The organism is Leptolyngbya sp. FACHB-1624 (genome assembly GCF_047649235.1).
In the GTDB taxonomy this organism is placed as follows: Bacteria; Cyanobacteriota; Cyanobacteriia; order Leptolyngbyales; family Leptolyngbyaceae; genus Leptolyngbya; species Leptolyngbya boryana.
In genome coordinates this window covers 118,243-141,069 of sequence record NZ_CP180258.1, presented here as the reverse complement: position 1 = coordinate 141,069, position 22,827 = coordinate 118,243, and the positions used below count along the sequence as shown (strand labels likewise).

25 protein-coding genes and 1 pseudogene are annotated in these 22,827 nt (G+C 48.7%); 14 read left to right on the top strand and 12 right to left on the bottom strand.

Going from position 1 to position 22,827, the window contains the following annotated elements; translation table 11 throughout:
• Positions 1–40: 40 nt before the first annotated feature.
• A complete protein-coding gene (locus ACMUEV_RS00555; RefSeq protein WP_017291296.1) occupies positions 41–1,054 on the top strand; it encodes a type I glyceraldehyde-3-phosphate dehydrogenase in 1,014 nt (337 codons plus the stop codon).
• A gap of 126 nt (positions 1,055–1,180) precedes the next feature.
• On the opposite strand, the gene ACMUEV_RS00550 is transcribed toward ACMUEV_RS00555, so the two are convergent.
• Together ACMUEV_RS00550 and ACMUEV_RS00545 are read right to left on the bottom strand one after the other, a co-directional pair.
• The gene (locus tag ACMUEV_RS00550; RefSeq protein WP_242044657.1) at positions 1,181–2,383 is read right to left on the bottom strand and encodes a glycosyltransferase family 4 protein; all 1,203 of its coding nucleotides are present in this window, start codon (positions 2,381–2,383) and stop codon (positions 1,181–1,183) included.
• A gap of 21 nt (positions 2,384–2,404) precedes the next feature.
• On the bottom strand, positions 2,405–2,698 hold the full coding sequence (locus ACMUEV_RS00545) for a DUF2470 domain-containing protein (RefSeq protein ID WP_017291298.1): 294 nt from the start codon (positions 2,696–2,698) through the stop codon (positions 2,405–2,407).
• 139 nt (positions 2,699–2,837) lie between these two features.
• On the opposite strand from ACMUEV_RS00545, the gene ACMUEV_RS00540 reads away from it, so the two are divergent.
• Positions 2,838–3,353 carry a L,D-transpeptidase gene (locus ACMUEV_RS00540; RefSeq protein WP_190652572.1) on the top strand — a complete coding sequence of 172 codons (516 nt, stop codon included), beginning with the start codon at positions 2,838–2,840 and terminating at the stop codon, positions 3,351–3,353.
• Positions 3,354–3,525: 172 nt separating this feature from the next.
• Positions 3,526–4,380 carry a hypothetical protein gene (locus ACMUEV_RS00535; RefSeq protein WP_190652573.1) on the top strand — a complete coding sequence of 285 codons (855 nt, stop codon included), beginning with the start codon at positions 3,526–3,528 and terminating at the stop codon, positions 4,378–4,380.
• A gap of 63 nt (positions 4,381–4,443) precedes the next feature.
• Here ACMUEV_RS00535 and ACMUEV_RS00530 read toward each other — a convergent pair whose 3' ends face one another.
• On the bottom strand, positions 4,444–5,145 hold the full coding sequence (locus tag ACMUEV_RS00530) for an esterase/lipase family protein (RefSeq protein WP_190652574.1): 702 nt from the start codon (positions 5,143–5,145) through the stop codon (positions 4,444–4,446).
• Between the two features lie 55 nt (positions 5,146–5,200).
• On the opposite strand from ACMUEV_RS00530, the gene ACMUEV_RS00525 reads away from it, so the two are divergent.
• Entirely contained in the window at positions 5,201–5,779 is a 579-nt protein-coding gene (locus ACMUEV_RS00525) for an Npun_F5749 family FMN-dependent PPOX-type flavoprotein (protein ID WP_017291303.1), read from the top strand.
• Position 5,780: 1 nt separating this feature from the next.
• On the opposite strand, the gene ACMUEV_RS00520 is transcribed toward ACMUEV_RS00525, so the two are convergent.
• The 5 genes from ACMUEV_RS00520 to ACMUEV_RS00500 all read right to left on the bottom strand — a co-directional run bounded on the left by ACMUEV_RS00520 (position 5,781) and on the right by ACMUEV_RS00500 (position 10,912).
• Positions 5,781–6,536, bottom strand: coding sequence for a hypothetical protein (locus ACMUEV_RS00520; RefSeq protein ID WP_190652575.1), 756 nt, complete (start codon positions 6,534–6,536; stop codon positions 5,781–5,783).
• Positions 6,537–6,638: 102 nt separating this feature from the next.
• A complete protein-coding gene (locus ACMUEV_RS00515; RefSeq protein ID WP_190652576.1) occupies positions 6,639–7,763 on the bottom strand; it encodes a glycosyltransferase in 1,125 nt (374 codons plus the stop codon).
• Positions 7,764–7,923: 160 nt separating this feature from the next.
• Positions 7,924–9,594, bottom strand: coding sequence for a transglutaminase-like domain-containing protein (locus tag ACMUEV_RS00510; RefSeq protein ID WP_199329649.1), 1,671 nt, complete (start codon positions 9,592–9,594; stop codon positions 7,924–7,926).
• A gap of 196 nt (positions 9,595–9,790) precedes the next feature.
• Positions 9,791–10,117 carry a hypothetical protein gene (locus tag ACMUEV_RS00505; protein ID WP_017291307.1) on the bottom strand — a complete coding sequence of 109 codons (327 nt, stop codon included), beginning with the start codon at positions 10,115–10,117 and terminating at the stop codon, positions 9,791–9,793.
• Between the two features lie 129 nt (positions 10,118–10,246).
• Positions 10,247–10,912 carry a hypothetical protein gene (locus ACMUEV_RS00500; protein WP_190652577.1) on the bottom strand — a complete coding sequence of 222 codons (666 nt, stop codon included), beginning with the start codon at positions 10,910–10,912 and terminating at the stop codon, positions 10,247–10,249.
• A gap of 351 nt (positions 10,913–11,263) precedes the next feature.
• Between ACMUEV_RS00500 and ACMUEV_RS00495 the strand changes: the two genes are divergently transcribed.
• The 4 genes and pseudogenes from ACMUEV_RS00495 to ACMUEV_RS00480 all read left to right on the top strand — a co-directional run.
• Positions 11,264–11,839 carry a hypothetical protein gene (locus tag ACMUEV_RS00495; protein ID WP_190652578.1) on the top strand — a complete coding sequence of 192 codons (576 nt, stop codon included), beginning with the start codon at positions 11,264–11,266 and terminating at the stop codon, positions 11,837–11,839.
• A gap of 3 nt (positions 11,840–11,842) precedes the next feature.
• Entirely contained in the window at positions 11,843–12,151 is a 309-nt protein-coding gene (secG, locus tag ACMUEV_RS00490; protein WP_263970843.1) for a preprotein translocase subunit SecG, read from the top strand.
• Entirely contained in the window at positions 12,136–12,786 is a 651-nt protein-coding gene (locus tag ACMUEV_RS00485; RefSeq protein ID WP_190652579.1) for a peptidase, read from the top strand. The genes secG and ACMUEV_RS00485 overlap by 16 nt, the downstream gene beginning before the upstream one ends.
• A 172-nt stretch (positions 12,787–12,958) precedes the next feature.
• Positions 12,959–13,138 (top strand): annotated as a pseudogene (locus tag ACMUEV_RS00480) (DUF4351 domain-containing protein); the annotation flags it as partial.
• 116 nt (positions 13,139–13,254) lie between these two features.
• Here ACMUEV_RS00480 and ACMUEV_RS00475 read toward each other — a convergent pair.
• Both ACMUEV_RS00475 and ACMUEV_RS00470 read right to left on the bottom strand, forming a co-directional pair.
• The gene (locus ACMUEV_RS00475; protein WP_190652581.1) at positions 13,255–13,563 is read right to left on the bottom strand and encodes a hypothetical protein; all 309 of its coding nucleotides are present in this window, start codon (positions 13,561–13,563) and stop codon (positions 13,255–13,257) included.
• A gap of 5 nt (positions 13,564–13,568) precedes the next feature.
• Positions 13,569–14,108, bottom strand: a complete 540-nt coding sequence (locus ACMUEV_RS00470) for a C39 family peptidase (protein WP_190652582.1) — start codon at positions 14,106–14,108, stop codon at positions 13,569–13,571.
• 237 nt (positions 14,109–14,345) lie between these two features.
• Between ACMUEV_RS00470 and ACMUEV_RS00465 the strand changes: the two genes are divergently transcribed.
• The 6 genes from ACMUEV_RS00465 (at position 14,346) to ACMUEV_RS00440 (ending at position 21,530) form a co-directional block, all read left to right on the top strand.
• The gene (locus ACMUEV_RS00465; RefSeq protein WP_190652583.1) at positions 14,346–14,807 is read left to right on the top strand and encodes a hypothetical protein; all 462 of its coding nucleotides are present in this window, start codon (positions 14,346–14,348) and stop codon (positions 14,805–14,807) included.
• Positions 14,808–14,882: 75 nt separating this feature from the next.
• On the top strand, positions 14,883–17,054 hold the full coding sequence (locus tag ACMUEV_RS00460; protein ID WP_415354725.1) for a tetratricopeptide repeat protein: 2,172 nt from the start codon (positions 14,883–14,885) through the stop codon (positions 17,052–17,054).
• 174 nt (positions 17,055–17,228) lie between these two features.
• Positions 17,229–17,387 (top strand): PCP reductase family protein, encoded by a 159-nt coding sequence (locus ACMUEV_RS00455; RefSeq protein WP_017291315.1) that lies wholly within the window; start codon positions 17,229–17,231, stop codon positions 17,385–17,387.
• An 84-nt stretch (positions 17,388–17,471) separates the two neighbouring features.
• Positions 17,472–18,368 (top strand): hypothetical protein, encoded by an 897-nt coding sequence (locus tag ACMUEV_RS00450; RefSeq protein ID WP_190652585.1) that lies wholly within the window; start codon positions 17,472–17,474, stop codon positions 18,366–18,368.
• 203 nt (positions 18,369–18,571) lie between these two features.
• Complete coding sequence (gene clpB, locus ACMUEV_RS00445; RefSeq protein ID WP_190652586.1) at positions 18,572–21,196, top strand: ATP-dependent chaperone ClpB; 2,625 nt, start codon at positions 18,572–18,574, stop codon at positions 21,194–21,196.
• A gap of 91 nt (positions 21,197–21,287) precedes the next feature.
• Positions 21,288–21,530: a hypothetical protein gene (locus tag ACMUEV_RS00440; RefSeq protein ID WP_190652587.1), complete on the top strand. Its 243-nt coding sequence runs from the start codon at positions 21,288–21,290 to the stop codon at positions 21,528–21,530.
• 37 nt (positions 21,531–21,567) lie between these two features.
• Here ACMUEV_RS00440 and ACMUEV_RS00435 read toward each other — a convergent pair whose 3' ends face one another.
• Positions 21,568–22,419, bottom strand: coding sequence for a cyanophycinase (locus ACMUEV_RS00435; RefSeq protein WP_017291319.1), 852 nt, complete (start codon positions 22,417–22,419; stop codon positions 21,568–21,570).
• A gap of 88 nt (positions 22,420–22,507) precedes the next feature.
• Positions 22,508–22,777, bottom strand: a complete 270-nt coding sequence (locus tag ACMUEV_RS00430; protein ID WP_190652630.1) for a hypothetical protein — start codon at positions 22,775–22,777, stop codon at positions 22,508–22,510.
• Between the last annotated feature and the right edge of the window lie 50 nt (positions 22,778–22,827).

Below are 22,827 nucleotides of genomic sequence, written 5' to 3'. Positions count from 1 at the left end.
TCTGCATCAATAGGTATTTATATTCAGAGGGCAAGACGCAGTGGTTAGAGTAGCGATCAACGGCTTTGGACGCATTGGACGCAACTTTTTGCGGTGCTGGGCAGGGCGACAACAGACGGGAATCGAATTGGTTGCGATTAACGACACGTCTGATCCCAGAACCAACGCTCACTTGATCAAGTATGACTCGATGCTGGGTAAGTTTTCCGGCGAGGTGAGCGCGGACGAAAACACCATTACGGTGAACGGTAACGTTATCAAATGTACGTCCGATCGCAATCCCGAGAATCTTCCGTGGGGAGAGTGGGATATCGATTTGATTATTGAATCGACGGGCGTGTTCATCTCCAAAGAAGGCGCAACCAAGCACCTGAATGCGGGTGCGAAAAAAGTTCTGATCACTGCGCCGGGTAAGAACGAAGATGGAACCTTCGTTGTGGGTGTGAACGATCATGAATATGATCACCACAAACACCACATTATTAGTAATGCAAGCTGTACAACCAACTGCTTGGCTCCAATTGCGAAAGTGCTGAATGACAATTTCGGCATTATCAAAGGGACAATGACCACCACGCACAGCTATACCGGAGATCAGCGGATTCTCGATGCGAGCCACCGGGATTTGCGACGCGCACGGGCAGCAGCAATCAATATTGTGCCGACTTCAACGGGTGCTGCAAAAGCGGTAGCGTTGGTTCTGCCTGAATTAGCAGGTAAGTTAAACGGGATTGCGTTGCGGGTTCCGACTCCGAACGTCTCTGTTGTAGATTTGGTTGTGCAAGTTGAGAAGAGCACGATCGCGGAACAAGTGAATGCGGTGATCAAGGAAGCAGCTGAGACGACGATGAAAGGCGTTCTCAAGTACTGCGATCTGCCGTTGGTCTCGAGCGATCATGCTGGAACCGATGAATCTTCGATCATTGACGCGGCTCTGACCATGGTGATGGGCGGAGACATGGTGAAAGTTGTCGCTTGGTATGACAACGAGTGGGGCTATTCTCAGCGCGTTGTAGACTTAGCGGAAGTTGTTGCGAAGAACTGGGAAAAGTAAGATATTCCTTTTTCTGATCTAATGTTGCTTGCCTCTGACGTTTGATTGAACGTCAGAGGCAATTTTTGTGGGGAGCGGGGAGATGGGGAGTGGGGAATCGCTACAGCAACGCGCTCAATGAAGTTTTTATAGCAGTGCCTTTAGACGTTGAGTAAAGGCAGGTTTGTCGAAAATCGATAGGCTTTGTTCTCGGAGCCAGTGTCCCTTACAGCGCTGGTCTTCGCCCTTTAAAATCTCGATGCAAGCGATCGCGACTTCAACCGGATCGCGATACGGGACTTGCCAGCCAAACCGTCCATCCTGTAAGGGATCGGCAGAGCCGTCTGCATTACCAGACAGTACTGGAACCCCGCAAGCCATTGCTTCTAAATACACAATGCCAAATCCTTCTTGTGAAGGCATCACATACGCATCTGCTAAACAATAATGCTTTGGCAATTCCTCAGAGGGAACAAACCCCGCAAACACAACGCGATCTCTGACTCCCAATTCTTCGGCAAGTTTTTGTAATCTGGGCTGATCATCACCGCGCCCAATCACTAAATATTTCGCATCGGGGCAAGATTTGAGGATATCGGGCAGCGCACGAATGGTGACATCAACACCTTTGTAGGGATCGCCTGACCACAAGCGGGCAACCGTCATCAACACTTGATGATTTTCAAGGTGGTAACGCTGGACTAACTCCGGCGCTTTGGCTTGGGGACGAAATACGTTGCCATCGACTGCACAGAAGAGAAAATCGACCTGATCGCGATCAATCCCATTCGCTGCACAGGTGCGATCGCGCGAATATCGACTGATTGTCCAAATGCGATCGGCATTTTGTAGCGCTTTTTGTTTTCGTCTCGGTAACGGCTCCCACACCTCTTTTCCGTAAGTCAGAACCGTGTAAGGAATGCCCAACGGTTTGCAGAGCATCTCGACCAGTGGCGCGAGGTGAATATGTCCACAAAAGACGCGGCTAGGACGATGCTTGAGGAGATGGGTGAAAAGTGCGATCGCCAGTTTGGCACGTCCGAGTTTGGCGGAATCCATTTTGCAATAGTGAAATCGCATGTGTTCAGACACCAATGGATTCTCAGCATCAGCGCCATCTCGAAGCAGGAAAATATCAGCGTTTGCGGTTTCTAATTGCGAATAGGCTTGCAGAATATCTTTGACATAGGACTGAATCCCGCCTTCGCACGAGAGAATTTCGAGAAAGACAAAAACGTGGTGAGCCATAAACAGGAAAAAGGGCGAACCGCAGTCCGCCCAGAAGAGCATCAGATTACCCTCTTTTTGAATACCCAAAACTGCCGCATGATCGAACAGTCTTAAGAACATGCGGCTTATATCCTGCGTTTGTTAGTCGCTGGGGCGGACTCGTTTCAGCATTTCTACTAGGATCACATGCGCTTCTTTGGCATCTTTTAAGGTGCGATCGAAATTCACACGTACCGGAACCGTCTCTCCATTTACCTGTGCTGAAAGATCCATGCCTTTCGCGTCAATAGATTTCATCTCAGCAGCAGTTGCGTCGCTGATTTTGCCGAAATACTGGGCGTAAACTAAGACTGCATCACCGTGATCTTTATTCATATGACCGCAGATGCGATCGCTAATCGCAGGCGAAAAGGCTTCACTGACTGACTCAGACATAAGTTCTCTCTATTGCGTCGATCCCGATGATATCGCAATGTGAGATGCGAGGTCATCGTAGAATTTCCTGCGGATGATAGATGCAATACCTAACGCAAATTTGATTTTGTCTTAACGTAGCTAATCCTAAATCAAGTCGATGCAGCGAAAAAAACTCTGGTGTGGGGTCGCTCTGCTCACCTGTGCAACGATTCTGATGCCGCAACCTAGTTTCTCGGCTCCACCTGCGATTGAGTCTGCGACAGACACTCAGCCGCAAACTCAACCAATGCGATTAGAAATTCGGTTGAAGCAAAAACGAGTGACAGTTTATCGCGGCGAGACCAAAGTAACAAGTTATCCGATCGCCGTTGGGCGCGCAGGTTGGGAAACACCTACCGGAACTTACAAAATTCGTCAAATGATTCGTAATCCAGCTTGGGTTCATCCTTTGGAAGGATACACAATTCCAGGGGGCACGCCTGAAAATCCCCTAGGGCGATACTGGATTGGATTCTGGACAGATGGCAAGAATTGGATCGGCTTTCATGGCACACCAAATCCAGAATCTGTAGGAACGGCGGCTTCGCATGGCTGCATCCGCATGTACAACCGAGATGTTGAAGAACTCTTTGGTACAGTTCGTCTCGGGACAGAAGTTGTCGTGAAGCACTGATCCCAGATCATAAAATTCTTACTCAGATAAATCAGACCAGAGGAGGAGTAGGTCTTTTTTCGCAATCACTAGACTACAACCTGTGGTGGTGATCCAGATTCGGATTCTCGCTTCCGCAAACTCGGTGAGTTTCAATCTGCAACAACCCTTTTAGGTAAACAGGAGAGACCGAATGAACGGAAAAAACAGAAACGCGCTTACAAAATTAGCAGGCACGGTCGGGGTCGCAGGTTTTGGTTCCTTGCTCTCGCTACCTGCAATGGCACAGTCGCCATTAAATCCGAATCCTAGCATTTTTAGCGAAGCACCTTATACGCGAACTTTAGCTCAGGCAGCGCCAGACTCTTCTACGATCGCGCCTTCTAGTTCTCCAAACACAGATTTGCCTCGTAACTCAACACCGTCACTAGGAAAGGTCAATCCCAATCCCAGTATTTTTAATGAAGCGCCTTATAATCGCTCTGCTGCGGCATCACCTGACACTTCAACTCCTAGCCTAGCTCCTAGCAGTACGATGCCCAGTGGCTCTATGACTCCGGGCAGTTCTGTGGCTCCGGGTTCTAGTTCCAGCCCAGCGACTTCTCAGCAGCCGACTTCTCCACGATCGAATCCTTCGACGGTTCCGACTGAGGCTAGCCCGAGCGAATCTTCCAGTCCAACCCAATCGTCTCCAAGCAGCACTCCATCAACAGTAACTCCGGGAACTTCTAGCCCAACTTCGCCGAGTCCTTCTGGAGATGTGATTGTCCCGACGACACCTGGCGGCTCTACCACTCCAGATTCAACTACAACACCTGGCGGTTCCACCACCCCAGATTCGACCACCACGCCTGGCGGCTCCACCACTCCAGATTCAACTACAACACCTGGCGGTTCCACCACCCCAGATTCAACTACAACACCTGGCGGTTCCACCACCCCAGATTCGACCACCACGCCTGGCGGCTCCACCACTCCAGATTCGACCACCACGCCTTCTAACACAAATGACAGCGATAGTTCTGGTGGAGTACGTGCTCTTTGGTAAGTTGAATCGAGGTCAGTTGAATTACTAGTTCTTTCAAGGAGGGGGCAATTGCACCCCTCTTTTTTAATTGAGATAGGTTGCCCATTGTTGGACAATCTCAGCAGAGCCATACCACTTGCCTCTCGATCGTGGAGAATGACTGACGTTTTCATAAGTCAGATTCTCTGCTCCTTCTAAGTGGGCGGCTTCGATCGGGGTAATTCCATCCCCCCAAGTATCCCCTCTGCCTCCTGTCAATTGATAGCTGCTATAAGCTAGCCAACTTCCAACCCGCCGCACTCCAAAAATCGACTTGCCTGCAATACAGACATATTTGACTTCTGGGTAAAACGCACCTGGATACGTCAGATTGACAAAGTTCAAATTCTTCAATGTCCAGCGTTCATAGCTCGTTTGTGGTGTGCCTAATGTGATTAAGGTTGAAACAAATTGATGTGCCTGCCAGCTATAAACGCGATCGCTAACCCTGCCGTGAATGTCGTAAGCTTTTGCGCCTAAGTAGATGCGAGAAATCCATCCGCCTGCGGAATGCCCAATGAGATTAATTTTCTCGGTATTGTAAGTCTGCCGAACTTCTTGAACAGTGCGATCAAGCTTGTCTAAAATCGGTAACACAGATCGACCGCCCAAGGTTGGCAGCCAGTCCCGTTTCACCAAAGGAACGGTTACGGCTGGAATTCCCAGGTCAATGAGAGTTTGCTGCATTTCGCGATAGTCGATCGCGCCTGCAAGATAGCCTGGCAAAATTACAGTCGGTAGGGGCATAACACCAAGAGAACATCTATGTAGAATTGTAAAGCATTTCTCGATCGTACTGTTTATGCCCCTAGCTCCTTGGCGTTCTCTGATTGCTCGTGCGCTGCATCGAAATCGCGCTCTGCCGAATGCCCGGTATGTCCAACTGGCAACGGTTCGTCCGGATGGCAAGCCCGCAAATCGCACGATTGTCTTCCGAGGCTTTTTAGAAGAGACGGATCAGCTTAAATTCGTCACAGACGATCGCAGTGAGAAACCTCAGCAAATCGAGCATTGCCCTTGGGGAGAGGTGTGCTGGTATTTTCCGAATACTCGTGAGCAGTTTCGGATTGCAGGAGAGTTGAAGCTCATCGATCGCGCAAATTCAGATGAGAAGCTCCAAAAAGCGAGACAGCAAGCATGGCAAGACATGTCTGACAGTGCCAGAATTCAATTCGCCTGGGCACATCCAGGACTCCCTCGCGCTGCCGCAGAGACATTCTCGCCGCCTATCCCAAATCAGCCGGAACCTTTGCCGCAGTTTTGCTTACTCTTACTTGAGCCGCTTTCTGTGGATCACTTAGAACTCAGAGGCGACCCGCAGAATCGACATCAATATCACTTGCATCAAGGTAATTGGAGCATGGAAGCAGTGAATCCTTGATTTATCGCGGCATTGCCCCTGGAAGCGGCGCGGGTGCTGCACCTATACCGGGTGTGCCGGGGGCAGTACGGATCGGTGGCAGGGTTGCACCGACTGCTGCCGGATTCCCCTGAAAGTTGAATTCCATTTGACGCATCACATTGTTCAGAACAGTAATCGTTTGACTGGTTCCGATCGGGAAGTCGGGAGAGTCAGGCTCGATCACGTACATGCCGGGAATCAGACGAATTTGGAAGAGTCCTTCGGGGTCAGTGACAAGACGTGTTACGCGATCGCGGGCAACTGTCGTGATCTTAATCGCACCTGTGTAGGGACGAACACGACAGGAAGCGGATGGAGCGGTGACAGGACAGATAGGAGTGAACATCACTTTGCCAGAGATGCCGCTAATTGGAGTGACCGGAGAACCGGGAAGCGTGCGAATGTCGAGTGGTCTCGGAAGTTCAGGCAGCGGAGCGCGGGCATCTCCAGGCATGGGAACTGGATCGATGGGGATGCGGCGAGGTCTTCGAGTTGGACGAGCAGGAGCGGGCGGAGCGGTAATCGGGGCAGGTGGCGCGCCTGGAATGCCAATCTGGCTCGGTGCAGCGAAAGCATCAGGAGTATCAGGAGCAGGAGCAGGCATTACTTGAGAGAGCCGAAATTGTGCTCTCGCCTGAGTCGCGATCACAATCATGCCTCCTGTAGCAGCAACACCTGCGACTACAAGAGCAATTTTGCGCGATTTGGTTAAGCTGATTTTCGTTAAACCAAACATTCCACTCTTCCCAATGGCAACATGTGTTAAAAACTAGCACACTCAGGTTTCACAATCCGGTAAACGCCCTGCTTCTTGATGAAAGCTTCAAATGGATTGCACTTAGTCAATTTGCTGAATGATTCCATCTCCTTCAATACGCAGTTTTCGCCCACGCCAGTAGGCTTCTCGCCCAAATCCACCGATCGCCCAAATTACCAAACTCAATGCATCTCGAAATGGCAGAACCCATAACCAACGCAATAGCCCAGAGGCATCCATGCTGAATGCTGCGATCGCTGCTTGAGTATAACGAATCACATAGACTAATCCAGTCAGCACGATTGCCCAAGCTGCAAATTTCGACACTAAAAGCAACAGCAGAGACAATATTGTTCCGTAGCAAAAGATCATACTGTAATAAATGCTACCTCGGTTGAAGCGGATCGTTCTTGACCAACGTAATTCTCGCTGAAAGAGATCCCAAAGGCTTTCTTTTCCTGTATCGGATTCGAGAATCAGGTGGGAAAGTTCGACGGTGTAACCAGCTTGAGCAGCCCGTTTACCGAGGTTATAGTCTGAGCCGATGCGGTTGAGTTGGAGTCCGCCAAAGTTGACGAGAGTAGATTTTCGAGTCGCGATCGTCACGCCGATGGCAAATTTTAATCCTCGATCGAGAGTACGGGCAATTAAAGTACTCGGGATGAAGTCACAGCAGCGCCCCAGAGACGCGATCGCGGAGGTCAAAGACTGAGGATGATGCGCGATATAGCCACAGGTGATGATGTCAACTTGAGCGAGTGGAGCAGTGACAGTGCGAATATAGTCTGGAGCGACTCGGATATCGCTGTCTGCAAAGATGAGAGTTTCGTATTGGGTCTGTTCTAAAAGGTAGCTGAGGGTACTGTCTTTGAAGTTAATTCCGCGTGGGGGAAGTCCGACGAAGACTTGAACCCGATCCGAGTAGGTTTCTTTGAGGCGATAGAGCACAGGGACGGCTGGATCGGTTTCATCGACAACACCGAATAAGACTTCGTAGGTCGGATAGTCTTGCGTACAGAGAGATGACCAGTTTTCAAATGCACCTTCGTCGAGACCGCAAATCGGAACCAAGACAGAGACAGGATCTTCGGAAGATGCGATCGAGTGAGATTTTGAGAAAAATTGCAGTGTGAAGTAGGCACAGGCGAGGTAAAAGACCATTGAACCTAGCACTGGGATAGTTAATAAAATTTCGAGCCAGAACATTTTTAAGTTTCGCGATCGTCTGATCTAAGGATCGCATCGGTTTGGATACAACATTCAATTTATCGTGGTGTTTGGGTCTCAGATCCGCTCAACCCGCAGAAGATTCTGGCATTGAATCACGTAGAGTTTTGCAAGTTGAGCGGATCTATAAAGACAGCAGTTATGGCGGAGGCAATTCTCCCAAGATCGTGAATCGAATATGATTCAATGCTAAATCCCCGATCGATAAATCCATCAAATCACCAATCGGGATTCCTTGACTTCTCAGCGATTCAAAAGAAATGCCTTTACCAATCTCAGCGTGATACCAGGGTAGCCCCATGAAAAATCGAGTCGGATAAGGTCCACGCTCAACAATGTCATCCGGATTCGACTCCATCGGTAGCCACCCATATCCAGGCAGATAGAACTCAATCCACACATGGTTGTAGTCAGGTTCAAGCGGGACATTTTGGCGATCGGCAAAAGGCGGACATTTATACCGTCCAACCGTTCGGCAAGCAATTCCATTCAGACGAGATAATGCTAGCAACACACCCACGTATTCACCACAAGAACCAACTCCGCGATCAAGAACGACATCAGGAGAATCAATATGAGGCTTAATCCCATAAGACAACCGATCGTAAACGTAATTCCGAATCTTCAGCATTTTACGTAATACATTGGTCTCCGTTCCGATCGCTTCTTTTGCAGCTTGTTGAATGGCTGGCTTATCCATTGCCAATTCATCATCATCGACTAAATAGCGATCGCGAAATTCTGGCGGAAGCTCTGGCGACTGTTCAACATCCTCAAACGAAAACTGATACTTAATACCTCGAACTTCTAGCACCGCTTTCCAGCCGAAAATCTGCCGCTCCTGAGATTTGAGTCTCGGAAATTGAAAGACTGCAACTCTTTGTCCGTCTTGGATATCTTCGGTAAACGGAATCCCGATCGCTTCAACGCTGCGAATCTTTTGACGATGTGTTTCCGTTGGCAATGCAATTCGCCATTCTAGATCGGTTAATTCCACGTCATCGAGGGGAAGGAGTTCCTCAACGTACGACATTTCCACCAAATATCCAGTCGATAACGTGTAGCGCTCGTCTGGATAATGGCGAAAATGTAAGGGATGAATGAACGTTCGATCGCGATAGGTCAGCTCTAAATTCGGGTCGGCATTCGGATTGTCACGAATGTAAGCTTCTTCACCCGCATAGGAAACATACAGCGTTGAATTCAAGAACGCGATCGCAGTTGGATTCTCAAACGGAGTGAGCATACTGAACTTCTGTTCACCCGTTGCGCGATCGAGACAATAAACCGTTTCTTCGGTGCGATCGCATAGCCAAAGCTCTTCATCTCTTACCGTCAAATTTGTAATTCCAACGCCAGGCAACGGAAATTGGGTAATCTTGCGTTTCGTTTGACGTTCGTAGATCAGAATATATCCCAGTTTTTGACTCGTAATATAAACTGTTGACTCCCAAATGCCGATTCCATCGGCTTCATAAGGTAGAACAGTGAACAACTGCGGCTCAAACTGTCCAAAGTCACAGCAATAAACCTCTTTGCCTTTCGCAAACCAAATCGTATCCTCCCAGACCGCAAAGCCTGTTGCTTCGATAAATAGCTCGGTGTGATAGGAATTGAGAATTGTTGTATTGTCACTGAGGGGATTGACCTGAAGCAAATAGCCTCGGATCGCATCCATCGTCACAAGTTGATTGTGCCAAGTCGCTAAACCTTGCAGCGCATAAGCCCCGATCGGTCGGATTGATCGAGCAGACCACTCTGAAGCGGCTTGGGGGTTGGAATGCGGAGTTGAAGTACCAGAGTCGAGCATTCAAAAACAGATGCCATAAGTTAACACTTCTGAATTCTAGTAAACCTGAGCGCGATCGAATGTATCCCAGCCACCGAGTTTTTGAATTGTGCGATCGGCTTTGATCTCACAAAATATTTAATCTCACAAAGTAAAAGTGGCATTGGATCATCTCCAATACCACCTGCTAACCTTCACCTACAAACTGAATTCACGCTTAAATCGAGATCATTTCTCGCAGTTCGGCTTCTAAAGCGCGTAAAAGATTTTGATCGCCTCGTTCTCTCGCAACCTGCATTCGACGTGTGACATTCCGGTGAATTGTCACGCGATGCGCGTCTGCAACAGAATGAGAGCGGCGGACAATGCCAAGCCGTCGCGCCTTCACAGGCGATTTCTCAACCAGGACATCAGCTTTTGGAATACTCATTTGAGCGATAGTCTGACAAGTCCAAGGTTTCACAGACCGTCCGATTTCCGTTTCTCGCACTTCGAGACTGGGAAACGGAGACAAATAAGATTGAGTAAGCCGGGAGTGACGCATAAGAGAGATAATCTAAAAAGGCTATTGCTTGAGGATTCCCCAGGCAATCTATAAACTCGGGGTTATATTCTGTATCTTACGTGACAGTTTATATTTCACCAATACTACTTAAGGAATATTTAGATCTCGCTATCTTTCGAGGCGTTTGAGATGAGCGCAGACATCCCCTGAATCCCACTGCAACTCAGCAATCAAGAGCGCACTCACTCCCGTAACGAGTCCCGTAGTCAGAAATTCCCATCCACCCACATAAGGCAGGAGCGCGATCGCCAAAAAACTTAGCCCTCCGATCCAAGCAAATGCCCGCGATCGAATCCTGATACCTGTGAACAAATACCCGATCGCATTAATGCCTAGCCACAGAGGGCACAGCCGCGCCATCAGTTCTCCCCAACTTAGAAATATACTCAAATCCGTGAGAGTAATTCCTACCAGCATCAGGATGACCCAAGCATCGATCACATCTTTCAGGGGCTTAATCGTGCGCCAACACTGAGAAAGTTTTGCCATTGAGAGCGTGCCCACCAATGACAATCCCGACCATAAGAAGGCTTGAATTTGCCAGTCGATCGCTAAAAATTGAGCGGTGGCAAAAATGAGAGTCGAGATAACTCCCCAGAGGATACAAGCTTGGTCGATGCGGGTGTAAAAGGTTGAAAGAATTATCGTCTTGCCCAGTTGCCAATGAATGCGCCACAATCCAGGTAAATCCTCGATCTCAAAGGCAGAGCGCTTTCGCCGTAGCGGCACAGATCGGTCAAACCAAAAGAGTTCCAATAAAAAATTCCAGGTCATTGTTGTTAACAATTCTTATTATTATTCTAAGAATACTCGATCGCCTGATAGAAATATCTCTATTGAAGCAGCGATTAAAGAATTAGGGTGAGACATCAAAAGGTGGATTTTGAGGCAAGTCTAAGTTTGCGACCTGCGACCCGCTGTATTGAACTTGTCATTCGCTCAGAGCGCTTCTCTTTCTAAAGGTTGACGTAACTTTCAGTTTTTCAGCCCAAGGCTCACTTCTCCAGACAGAGTGACTTGCCTTGGCGTTTTGAGTATTTTGGTTGCATTAGAGCATCTATGAATACCAATCTGAGACATCAACCTCAGTGATTTTGGCTGTAAATAATTAAGGACTATTCAAAAATGGCAAATCCCAATCCTGGTGATCCCCAAGATCGCACAAACTATCCTGGCTCGACTTCAAACGACCCACTGAACCCACCAAGCTATAACCGTAACGATTTGTCCAGACAAACGGTTGAAAGGCAGCGGTATGCAGATGCACAGCAAGCCAGAGATGAAAACAATACGGCGAATGGTTTTTTGATTGGAATCTTGTTGACCGGATTAGTTTTAGGCGGCGCAGCTTTGGCATATTTTGTCACCCAGCGCGATCGTACTCCGGTTCCGCAACGCACGATTGTGGTTCCGAGTGCATCCCCGTCTCCGTCTCCGTCTCCAGAGGTGCGCGAGCGAGTGATTGAGCGCGATCGCATTGTGCCGGTTCCCCAACCTCAGCAAAGTGCGCCTGTCGTCGTTCCGGCTCCAGAAGTCAGAATTGAATCTCCCAGACCTAACCCTCAAACCTCGCCTTCTACGCCCAGTTCTCAACAGCAAGAGCCTGCCCGTCAAGAACAACCGCGATCGACGAGCGAACCAACGACTACTCCTTCTCCTGAAGCGACTGCAAGCCCCAGTCCAAGTAATACAGGGCAGTAGTGAATGTCCGAAAATTCTTCAATGTATCTGCAATGTTCATATAATGAGAAACGAGTCGATCGTATTGGATTTGTTGAGATGACGCTAATTGCAGTGCTGAAGATAATTTGGATGGTTTCTGCGGTAGGAACAATTATTCTGGTGCTGCTGCATAGCCCGAAAGGGGATGGTTTGGGCGGTTTGGGCGGTCAAGCGCAACTGTTTACCAGTACCAAAAGTGCAGAGACGACGCTGAATCGTCTGACCTGGTTATTAATGACGATTTGTATGGGAATCACGGTGGTTCTCAGTGCCGGATGGCTCGGTCGTTAAAGTGGAATTGGTTCAAAGCGCATTCGATCTGTTTCGCGATCGGATGCGTTTTGTTTTGGGCAATTTCGGTGCAGGCGACTCCAAAGATTCACGCAATGCCACCGATTTTGGCGCAGTGGTCTGATCGATCGGGCGATTATTTCGATCGAGTTGAGAAAACTGAGCCAGAGTATTTGATTTGGTCAGAATTTCCCGTCAAGGTGTATGTCCAATCTGGAGATGCGACTTGGGCAAAGTTGATGACCCAGGCTGTGAATGAATGGAAAGTTTATTTTCCTTTAGAGTTGACCGATCAAAGAGAAGCAGCAGGAATTGTGTTCGATCGTGCTTCTATTCCGCTCCGGTTTCCTCCAACGGAGCGAGTTCGATTTGCGGATGCTCGGTTCGAGCTTTACAAACAACACTCTGTTTTGCGGCATCGGATGAAAATTCGGATTCAGCCCAATCGTCCAAATGATTCTTTATTGCTAGCAGCGCGGCATGAGTTGGGTCATGCTTTAGGAATTTGGGGACATAGCCCTCTAGAAACCGATGTAATGTATTTTTCGCAGGTGCGCACGCCACCAACCATTTCGGCGCGAGATGTGAATACGTTGAAACGGGTGTATGAACAGCCGACTCGTTTGGGTTGGTAGGAGAGAGTTTGAGCGATCGCGGTTGAGAAAGAAAAATGATTGAGAAGTGATTATAGATGTAGTCACCTCGATCATTGCATACAAGTTTTCAGCCTTAAGCCTCTTGGAGATTAGAACGATGATAGGAATCAATTTGTCTGAAGAACCTCGTGCGATTTGAGAAGCTAAAGAGGAGCAAGCGATCGCTCTAATCACACGGATGTTGAATCGTCGATTGCAACAAGAATTGCCTGAAGAAGTGCGATCGCGTCTCACTACACTTTCGCTTCCAGTCCTCGAAGATCTCAGCGAAGCTTTACTAGATTTTCGGAGCTTAGACGATTTGGAAAATTGGATTGCTGAACATGGCTAAAGGTTGCGGGTGGCGATCTTTAGCCATACTATTTCTGGCGTGCGGGATGGTCTGAAGATCGAGCGTGCAGTAAATACAGTGAGCCAAGATGCTCTGGGGTGCAGCAGAGGTGGAATTTATTCTGCTAAAAGCACTTTTTCTGGAGCTTGATTAGGGGTCAAAAAATGTCCCACTTCAACCGGAAACTCAATGCTTTCTCCGTTCACTTTTTGAACGAGTAGGCGAGTGATTTTGCTAATGATGTGCTGATTAAATTTGAAGAACTTTCTGAAGGTTGGATCAGAAACAATTCCAACAACCGGACGATCTGCGATCATCACTTCTTCTTGAGTGAAGGGATAAATTGCTTCGTGCTGACCAATCAGCAGTTTGACACTCCATTGGTTTTCGGAATTCGATTCGATTTTCAAAACTTGAATGTTCATAGGACTCAGTTTAGGTAAAAAACAGCCTTCCGACTCCAAACTTCTAGAAATGCCTGTACACCCATTTTATATCTGCAACCATATTTAGACTGAAGGGTGCGGCTCTGGGATACATCGAAGAAATCACATCCCCATGGATCACGAATCAAAAGATAGCCATTTTGATCGAATCCATCCACGACAACAGCATGTCCGATGGGTTGTTCATCTTCCCAAAAGCCTGCAATCCATGAACCTGTCTGGCTGAGTGTGTGCAATAGTTCTTCATCACTTGCGCCTGGAATGGTTACAGCAATTCCTCGCCATTGTCCTGTGAGAGTTCGAGTTGAATTGAGTGCATCTGCCAAGTCTTCCAAATCCATTGGCACACCGCCTGCGATCGCGGCAATTTCTCTTTGATTGATTTGAATATTGCGATCGCGAAGAACGATTTCCCCACAAGCGGCGGCACAGGCATCTCGATTAAACTGCTGGATGACGGTTGGGTCGTCTTGTTCGTCCAGAACAATCCAACGACCTCCTGCTCCAAAGGGGGTTGATTGCATTCGCGAAAAGTAAAGATACGATTACCTTTCTAGAACGACGCTCACATTCTAGAAGGCTTCTATTATTGCTGATTGCGCGGAAAATTTGCGATCGCGGTTGACTACGCTTTCGCTTCCAATCCTCCAAGATCTCAGCGAAGATCTAATCTGTCGCTTTTCTACAGAAATCCTGAGATTTTTCGGAACGACTTTCATTCTTAGAGTAGAAAAGATACAGCCCCTTTTCGGAAAATTCTTATGACTGATCCTTTAAGCGCTCTCGGTATTGCTGCGTTTGCTTTCTTGAGTCATTTTGCTCAGTCTGAACCTGGAAAGAAGTTTATTGAGTCGATCGTCGGAAAGCTTGGCGAGAAGACGCTTGAGGCGGGATTGAAGAAAGCAGGGGAATTGAAGTCGATCGTGGTCAAGAAATTGCAGGGAAATGCAACAGCGGAACAAGCGATCACATTAGCGGAAAGTGGCGATGAGCAAGCATTGAAAACGGTTGGGGCTTATTTGAATGTGGCAATGGTTGAGGATCAGGAGTTTGCGGCGCAGGTGCGGCAAATGGCTGAACAGATCATTAACGTTGGCAGAATTGAAGGGAAGAATATTCAAAATATTTACGGTGGACAAGGCTTACAGGTGAATGATTCGACTGCACCTGTGATTCAGGCGGGAGAGAATGCCAGCATTAATTTCAATTACGGCAAGGATTGACTGAATTCGTCGGATCGCGGTTCCGACCAAGTAACGCCGTCTTTTGAAATTCCCTATCGCGTCTCACCGAATTTTGTGGGACGGGAGGATGAGCTTGTTCGATTGCAGGAGATTTTGAGATCGTCTGCGTCTGCGGCGATCGCTGTTGTGAGCGGAATGGGCGGATTGGGCAAGACGCAATTGGCGGCGAAGTATGCGACGGAGAACAAGGCGAAGTATCCGGGGGGAATCTATTGGCTGAATGGTCGCGCCAAGAATTTAGCGGCTCAGATCATTTATAAAGCAGAATCCGATCTGCACTTACCTGGATTGGATGCGGCGAAAGAGCGATTGCAGGAGTCGGCAGTGATCGCGAAGTGGTGTTGGGATCATTGGTTGCCGAAAGAGCCGACGCTGATTGTGGTGGATGATGTGGCGGACTGGGCAGAGGTACGATCGCTGATGCCTGTGGAGAGTCGCTTTCGGGTGCTGGTGACGACGAGACAGCGCGATCTTTTACCGCAGCAGCATACGATCGCGTTGAAGCGGCTGGAACCGGGGCAGGCGCGATCGCTGTTGGCGGTATTGGAGGAGGTTGGACGGGTTGAGAACGATCGAGCATTTGCTGACCGGATTTGTGCGGGGTTGGGCTATTTGCCACTTGCGATCGAGCTGGTTGGATCTTATTTGCGGCACGATCGACATTTGACGCTCTCGGAGGTTTGGGAGCGGTTGAGCGCGAATGGGGTGCGGGACGAGGCGCTTGAGCGATCGCCGCAGTATGAGATGGCGGCGGAGTTGGGGGTGAGAGCGGCGTTTGATTTGACTTGGGAGACGATCGAGCCGGAAGGGAAACGGGTGGCGCGGTTGTTGAGTTATTTCGGGTTGGATTGGGTGCCGTGGGAGTTGGCGGAACGGGTGATGCAACGGGTGGAGGGGGAGGAGTATCGATTTGGGAAATGGAAGGCGCGGCTAGAGAATGCGTCGCTGGTGGAATTTGAGCCGGAGCGCATTGGGGATTGTCGGTTGCATCCCTTGATTCAGAGTTTCTTGCGCGATCAGCCGGAGGAGGAGGAGATTCGAGCGGCATTTGTGAAAGAGATGATTGCGATCGCGAGTGAAATGCCACAAAACCCGACGACGAAACAGGTGAATCAGTTTAAGGGTCTAGAATTGCACGTTCAAGAAATTTCAAAGCGACATATAGCAGAATTAGAAGAGGACGATCTGCTGGGGGCATTCGTCGGACTCGCACGATTCTATAAAGGACAGGCACTCTTTAGAGATGCAGAATCACAATATGCAGACTGTTTAGCTGTCACCCAACGCCTCTTTGAGGGCGACCATCCCGATGTGGCAAACAGCCTCAACAATCTCGCATTTCTCTACAAAGCACAAGGGCGATTGAGTGAGGCGGAACCCCTCTATCTCCAAGCTCTCGATATGCGACAACGCCTCTTTGATGACGACCATCCCGATGTCGCACAAAGCCTCAACAATCTCGCAGGACTCTACAACTCACAAGGACGATTGAGTGAGGCGGAACCCCTCTTAGTACAAGCTCTCAATATGCGACAACGCCTCTTTGAGGGCGACCATCCTGATGTGGCAAACAGCCTCAACCATCTCGCATTCCTCTACCAAGCACAAGGACGATTGAGTGAGGCGGAACCCCTCTATCTCCAAGCTCTCGATATGCGACAACGCCTCTTTGATGACGACCATCCCAATGTGGCAAACAGCCTCAACAATCTCGCAGGACTCTACCAAGCACAAGGACGATTGAGTGAGGCGGAACCCCTCTTAGTACAAGCTCTCGATATGCGACAACGCCTCTTTGAGGGCGACCATCCCGATGTAGCAACCAGCCTCAACAATCTCGCAGGACTCTACCAAGCACAAGGACGATTGAGTGAGGCGGAACCCCTCTTAGTACAAGCTCTCGATATGCGACAACGCCTCTTTGAGGGCGACCATCCCGATGTGGCAAACAGCCTCAACCATCTCGCATTCCTCTACCAAGCACAAGGAAAACTAGAGCAAGCTGAAATCTACTACCATCAAGCCCTCCAACTCTTCGAGAAATTCTTAGGAGCCAATCACCTCAACACCCAAATCGTTCGCGACAATCTCGCCTACCTTCGCCAACAACAGCAACTCATCCCCCCGCCAACTCCGCCGCGCTCTGCCTTCCGTCGCCTCTTGCGTCCCCTGCGCCGATTCGTTCGGTTTCTGCTGCGTTGCTTTGGGATTCGATCGATTCGGTAGAGGGAGTAGGGAGTGGGGGAGTGGGGAAATGGGGAGAGGAGGGAATAGATTAGGTGAGGAGAGTGAGTTGGAGAATTTGGGAGTGTTCGATTGCGAATCGGCTTCTTTACAGATTCAACCGATAAAATAGGAACACACAATTGAGACACAACCCAGGTGTGAGGACTCTGAACGATGGAATGGACAGCCGAAGCAGAAGCAAAACTCAAAGAAATCCCCTTCTTCGTACGACCCGCCGCCCGCAAGAAAATCGAAAAACTTGCTCAAGAAATGGGTGCAACTCAAATTACCGTCGAAATTTACGATCGAGCCAAACAACAGTTCGGCAACTAAGCTCGATCTCTGAACCAAAGTATAAAGTGATTCTTAGACTCTGCGGGGTATACTCACTCAGCAATCTAATCACGAAGCAAATCCATGCCCACAAGAATAGCTGTACTCTCCAGATTGAGCGGACTGATTGTATTCAGTTTCGGTTTACTAGCCTGTGGGCAACCCAACACTGCAAGTTTATCTAGCACTCCTATCCAGCCCGCTTCCGCATCTCCTCAAAAGCCATCCTCGCAACCCCGACAAGCCGAAGCATCCTCAAGCAAACCAAACCCCTCGCCAACTCAACCCAGTGCAGAGGCGATTTATACAGAGTTTGAGCGGCTCACCCAAAAAGCCTGTAAACAGCAGGAAAAAGTGGTCGGGAATATGCGCTACACCCTTTGCAGCATGACTGACACGCAGGGAGTCACCCGCATTGTTTCTGCCTCTTCATCTCTGAAGAACGAAGGCGATGGCGCGGGGTATTGGCTAAATGAGCAGGGCGATATCTACGCAATTCGGTACTTTCATTCTGATGAAGTCGTCGTTCTGCTCCCAGAAGACAAAAAGACGATCGTCGAACTCCTCGGAAAACGAGAAATCAACGTCATCACCGATGAAGCTCGCTGGAATCAGCTAGAACTCGGTGCGAGAGATCAGTTAATGACGATTTCTGAACAGTTTGATCCAGACGCAAGTCAACCATCGGGCACTTCAAAGCCACAATCTATGGAGCAAACCGCCCTTCAGCACCTCAATACTCCTGGCTCTGTCAAAGCAACGATCGAGAAAACCGCGATCGTCGAAAACACCGCTCTCATTCAATGGCAACAAGGCGAAGCAGGCGGCATGATGCTGTTGAGAAAAGAGAACGAAACTTGGAAAGTTCTCACATCGGGCGGCGGTGCAATGAGTCTAAGAGACTTATCAGAGTACGATGTCCCTCGCGCCACAGCAGAATCCCTGCTGACTCAAATCGATCCAAACTGGCGAAAATACTAAAGAATAGGGGGTAGAAAATAGGAAGAGCGACTAAGGAAACACTTCCCTACTCCCCACTCCCCACTTCACCTATCAGGCTCGAAACAAAGTCGAACCAAACACTTCGGCTATTTCTATCGCCAAAGGACGGTACTCCGATCTCTCCAGACTCCATCCCTTCTCTACAATAGCGATAGCACGATCGACACAGAAGGGGGAACACGATGCAGCCGACCAACTCAGAAAAATTTACCGAAAAAGTCTGGGAAGCAATCATCCGTACTCAAGAGATTGTAAAACAGGCGCAACAACAGCAGATCGAGACGGAGCATCTGATGAAAGCTCTGCTCGAACAAGATGGCTTAGCGATCAGCATCTTCAACAAACTCGCTGTCCCCGTCGATCGAGTGCGCGATCGTACCGATGATTTTATTCGCCGTCAGCCAAAAGTTTCTGGAAGTGGAACCTCGGTATACTGGGGACGCAGTGCCGATGCCTTACTCGATCGGGCTGAAGAATATCGCAAGCAATTCGAGGACAGCTTTATCTCGATCGAACATCTTTTGCTCGGGTACGCCCAAGACAGTCGATTCGGAAAAGCATTGCTGTCAGAATTTAGAATCGATGAAGCAAAATTAAGAAACGCGATCGAACAAGTTCGGGGAAATCAAAAAGTGACCGACCAGACTCCTGAAAACAAATACGAATCCCTAGAAAAATACGGGCGTGATTTGACCCAGTATGCTCGCGAAGGGAAACTCGATCCGGTCATTGGACGAGACGACGAAATCCGACGCACGATCCAGATCTTGTCCCGTCGCACCAAAAACAATCCAGTTTTGATCGGTGAACCCGGTGTCGGTAAAACCGCGATCGCAGAAGGTCTTGCTCAGCGAATTCTCAGTGGAGATGTGCCGCAATCCCTCAAAGACCGCAAACTGATCGCATTAGATATGGGCGCACTGATTGCAGGTGCAAAATACCGAGGTGAATTTGAGGAACGCTTGAAAGCTGTTCTTAAAGAAGTCACCGATTCTCGCGGCAACATCATTCTGTTTATCGACGAAATTCATACCGTTGTCGGTGCAGGTGCAACTCAAGGCGCAATGGATGCCGGAAACTTACTGAAGCCGATGCTGGCAAGAGGTGAGTTGCGCTGTATCGGTGCAACGACTTTAGATGAATATCGCAAATACATCGAGAAAGATGCAGCCTTAGAGCGGCGCTTCCAGCAAGTCTTCGTCGATCAGCCGAGTGTTGAAGACACAATCTCGATTCTGCGCGGACTAAAAGAGCGGTACGAAGTTCACCACGGGGTGAAAATCTCCGACTCTGCGTTAGTTGCCGCTGCAACCCTTTCGACTCGATACATTAGCGATCGCTTCCTTCCCGATAAAGCGATCGACCTCGTAGACGAAGCGGCTGCCAAACTCAAAATGGAGATTACGTCGAAGCCCGAAGAACTCGATGAAGTCGATCGTAAAATTCTTCAGCTTGAGATGGAGCGACTTTCGTTGCAGAAAGAGAACGATGCAGCATCTCGCGATCGCTTAGAACGATTAGAGCGTGAACTTGCTGATTTCAAAGAAGATCAATCCAAGTTGAATGCTCAGTGGCAGGCTGAGAAAAGCGTGATCACAGATCTTCAGAAGCTCAAAGAAGAAATCGATCGAGTCAACCTCGAAATCCAACAAGCCGAACGCGATTACGACCTCAACCGAGCCGCTGAACTGAAGTACGGTAAGCTCAATGAACTCAATCGTAAAGTTGAAGAAACGGAATCCCAACTGTCTCAAACTCAGAAATCGGGAGCGACGCTGCTCCGTGAAGAAGTTCTTGAATCAGACATTGCTGAAATCATTTCCAAATGGACGGGTATCCCCGTTAGTAAACTCGTTGAATCTGAAATGCAAAAGCTCTTGCAGCTTGACGATGTTTTACATCAGCGCGTGATTGGACAAGACGAAGCAGTGACGGCAGTTTCGGATGCAATTCAGCGATCGAGAGCCGGACTTTCTGATCCAAATCGTCCAACGGCTAGCTTCATTTTCTTAGGACCAACAGGGGTTGGTAAAACTGAGCTTGCGAAAGCACTCGCTGCTTTCTTATTCGACACCGAAGAAGCAATGGTTCGGATCGACATGTCCGAATACATGGAGAAGCATTCTGTTTCTCGCTTAATTGGTGCGCCTCCTGGATATGTCGGCTATGAAGAAGGCGGACAACTCACGGAAGCGGTTCGTCGTCGTCCTTACTCGGTGATTCTGTTTGATGAAATCGAGAAAGCCCATCCCGATGTCTTCAATGTGATGCTGCAAATTCTCGATGATGGTCGCGTGACAGACTCCCAAGGTCGCACCGTAGACTTCAAGAACACAATTATCATCATGACCTCGAACATCGGTTCGCAGTACATCTTTGAATACGGTGGTGATGACGATCGCTATGAGGAAATGCGATCGAGAGTGATGGAAGCAATGCGATCGAACTTCCGTCCTGAGTTCTTGAACCGGATTGATGAGATCATCATCTTCCACAGTCTGCAAAAGGCTCAACTCCGCGAGATCGTCAAGATTCAAACGCATCGCTTAGAAAGTCGCTTAGCAGAGCGGAAGATGTCCCTGAAGCTCTCCGATGCAGCACTCGATTTCTTAGCAGAAGTAGGCTTTGATCCAGTTTATGGAGCACGTCCACTGAAGCGGGCAATTCAGCGGGAGTTGGAAACAACGATCGCCAAAGAAATTCTACGCAGCAACTTCACTGAAGGCGATACGATCTTCGTCGATGTCGGTGAAACGGAGCGCTTAGAATTCAAACGCTTGCCTTCTGAAGTGTTGACCACGCAATAGGCAATGAAGGGGTGAGACTTCTCTCACCCCTTCATTGCTTTAGAAGTAAATGAAATTCCAATTGAGGCATCGTTGACCGAAAAAAGCCATCATGCAAGCAGCCGTCCGAATCAGAGCCAAAGTGCTACCTGGAAACAGAATTGAGATTGAAGTTCCTGACAGTTCTGTTGGAGCAGAGGTTGAAGTCATGGTTGTCTTTCCTGAAACGATTCCAACTGGATTTGATCAGCGCGATCGTAGCTATCACCTCTTTTTGATCTTCAGACGTGAGAGACGAACTCACGAGATTTGTGGCTTTTATTCTAAGTGTTTTGGTAAAAACCAATGCTTCTAGAATGCCCGTCTGCCCAAATCAAACACTGAAGAATCAACTAGAGAATCGGCGATCGCTGTTCCAAATCGAACTTATACCCGTGTGGCAAAATATGCAGCTTTGCACCACAGAGCGCTAAAGCTTCGTCATGCAACAGTTCAGCCATATTGTTGTGCGTGACCGTCGATTCATCCACGATCGTTACTGCACCTTCACCAATGACTTCTAGGATTTTGCCATTGATTGAGATCGCAGTATTCTCATCAATCCCAAAGCCTAAGCTAGCAGGCTGCTGTGCTAAAGCAGAAAGTAATCGTCCCAGTCGTCCGCGTTGTGCGAAATGCTGATCAATAATCACATTCGGCAAAAAGCCCATGCCCCGATCCATGCGAGCTACCTCGCGTCGAGGATTCGTTTCGCCTTCACCCTCGACAATCATCATATCGGGCATCATCGCTGCACCTGCACTCGTTCCAGCAATTACAATGCCTTCAGAAAAGCGCCTGTGCAAAACAGCTTCTAGCTCTGTATCTTTCAAGCATTCTGTAATTCGAGCTTGGTTTCCCCCCGTGAAGAACACCCCGGTCGATTGAGAGATAGCTTCGATCGCTCTTGGATCACTCGCATCCTCACGCTTGCCCGTATCGACAACCTGAACGTCTTTTGCGCCTAATCGCTCAAAAATGTCAATGTACTGCGCGCCAACTTCACCTGGTAAGCCCGTCGCAACCGTCATCACAACAATATGCGCATCAAGTCCACCTGATCGCCGCACAAATTCCCGCAGAATCTTACACTCTCCCTCTTTATCCTCGGCTCCACCAATAATGACAAGTTCACCATGCGTCTCAGGTAAAGCGACATTCTCTTGAGGGTCATCCTGAGCAGGCGTTTCAATCTGACTTACCATAACCATCTCCAATATAAGAGTTTGATGTTACTGAACCATATTTGGTTATCACTCCATCACAACCGAACGGTAGATTTCGATACAAAAATTAGAGCGCCCGCGAATCTCTCGATCGTCGTCGATAGCTTTCAAGTAACAACATCCAAGCCAAACGAAACTGATTAAAGCTCTTGACTTCAGGCTGAATTAAATCAGTCAAAAACGCCTTTGCTCTTTCTAAAGGAAGATGGCGAGGTTTGCCTTTGTAAACAATCTGGTACTCATTGTCATATTCACCATCGCCATAGCCGGAAATTAAGTGCAGGTGAAATGCTTCTTCCGCTAAGGTATGAACTTCTTCACGTAAATTAGTATCCATAATGTCAGTCTTTACTTGATTTAGTCTGAGTTGTAATACAGGTCAGAATC

Coding starts and splice junctions, on each gene's coding strand:
- ACMUEV_RS00550 (WP_242044657.1), bottom strand. CDS start 2,383: ATGTTCTTAAGACTGTTCGATCATGCGGCAGTTTTGGGTATTCAAAAA.
- ACMUEV_RS00545 (WP_017291298.1), bottom strand. CDS start 2,698: ATGTCTGAGTCAGTCAGTGAAGCCTTTTCGCCTGCGATTAGCGATCGC.
- ACMUEV_RS00540 (WP_190652572.1), top strand. CDS start 2,838: ATGCAGCGAAAAAAACTCTGGTGTGGGGTCGCTCTGCTCACCTGTGCA.
- ACMUEV_RS00535 (WP_190652573.1), top strand. CDS start 3,526: ATGAACGGAAAAAACAGAAACGCGCTTACAAAATTAGCAGGCACGGTC.
- ACMUEV_RS00530 (WP_190652574.1), bottom strand. CDS start 5,145: ATGCCCCTACCGACTGTAATTTTGCCAGGCTATCTTGCAGGCGCGATC.
- ACMUEV_RS00525 (WP_017291303.1), top strand. CDS start 5,201: ATGCCCCTAGCTCCTTGGCGTTCTCTGATTGCTCGTGCGCTGCATCGA.
- ACMUEV_RS00520 (WP_190652575.1), bottom strand. CDS start 6,536: ATGTTTGGTTTAACGAAAATCAGCTTAACCAAATCGCGCAAAATTGCT.
- ACMUEV_RS00515 (WP_190652576.1), bottom strand. CDS start 7,763: ATGTTCTGGCTCGAAATTTTATTAACTATCCCAGTGCTAGGTTCAATG.
- ACMUEV_RS00510 (WP_199329649.1), bottom strand. CDS start 9,594: ATGCTCGACTCTGGTACTTCAACTCCGCATTCCAACCCCCAAGCCGCT.
- ACMUEV_RS00505 (WP_017291307.1), bottom strand. CDS start 10,117: ATGCGTCACTCCCGGCTTACTCAATCTTATTTGTCTCCGTTTCCCAGT.
- ACMUEV_RS00500 (WP_190652577.1), bottom strand. CDS start 10,912: ATGACCTGGAATTTTTTATTGGAACTCTTTTGGTTTGACCGATCTGTG.
- ACMUEV_RS00495 (WP_190652578.1), top strand. CDS start 11,264: ATGGCAAATCCCAATCCTGGTGATCCCCAAGATCGCACAAACTATCCT.
- secG (WP_263970843.1), top strand. CDS start 11,843: ATGTCCGAAAATTCTTCAATGTATCTGCAATGTTCATATAATGAGAAA.
- ACMUEV_RS00485 (WP_190652579.1), top strand. CDS start 12,136: ATGGCTCGGTCGTTAAAGTGGAATTGGTTCAAAGCGCATTCGATCTGT.
- ACMUEV_RS00475 (WP_190652581.1), bottom strand. CDS start 13,563: ATGAACATTCAAGTTTTGAAAATCGAATCGAATTCCGAAAACCAATGG.
- ACMUEV_RS00470 (WP_190652582.1), bottom strand. CDS start 14,108: ATGCAATCAACCCCCTTTGGAGCAGGAGGTCGTTGGATTGTTCTGGAC.
- ACMUEV_RS00465 (WP_190652583.1), top strand. CDS start 14,346: ATGACTGATCCTTTAAGCGCTCTCGGTATTGCTGCGTTTGCTTTCTTG.
- ACMUEV_RS00455 (WP_017291315.1), top strand. CDS start 17,229: ATGGAATGGACAGCCGAAGCAGAAGCAAAACTCAAAGAAATCCCCTTC.
- ACMUEV_RS00450 (WP_190652585.1), top strand. CDS start 17,472: ATGCCCACAAGAATAGCTGTACTCTCCAGATTGAGCGGACTGATTGTA.
- clpB (WP_190652586.1), top strand. CDS start 18,572: ATGCAGCCGACCAACTCAGAAAAATTTACCGAAAAAGTCTGGGAAGCA.
- ACMUEV_RS00440 (WP_190652587.1), top strand. CDS start 21,288: ATGCAAGCAGCCGTCCGAATCAGAGCCAAAGTGCTACCTGGAAACAGA.
- ACMUEV_RS00435 (WP_017291319.1), bottom strand. CDS start 22,419: ATGGTAAGTCAGATTGAAACGCCTGCTCAGGATGACCCTCAAGAGAAT.
- ACMUEV_RS00430 (WP_190652630.1), bottom strand. CDS start 22,777: ATGGATACTAATTTACGTGAAGAAGTTCATACCTTAGCGGAAGAAGCA.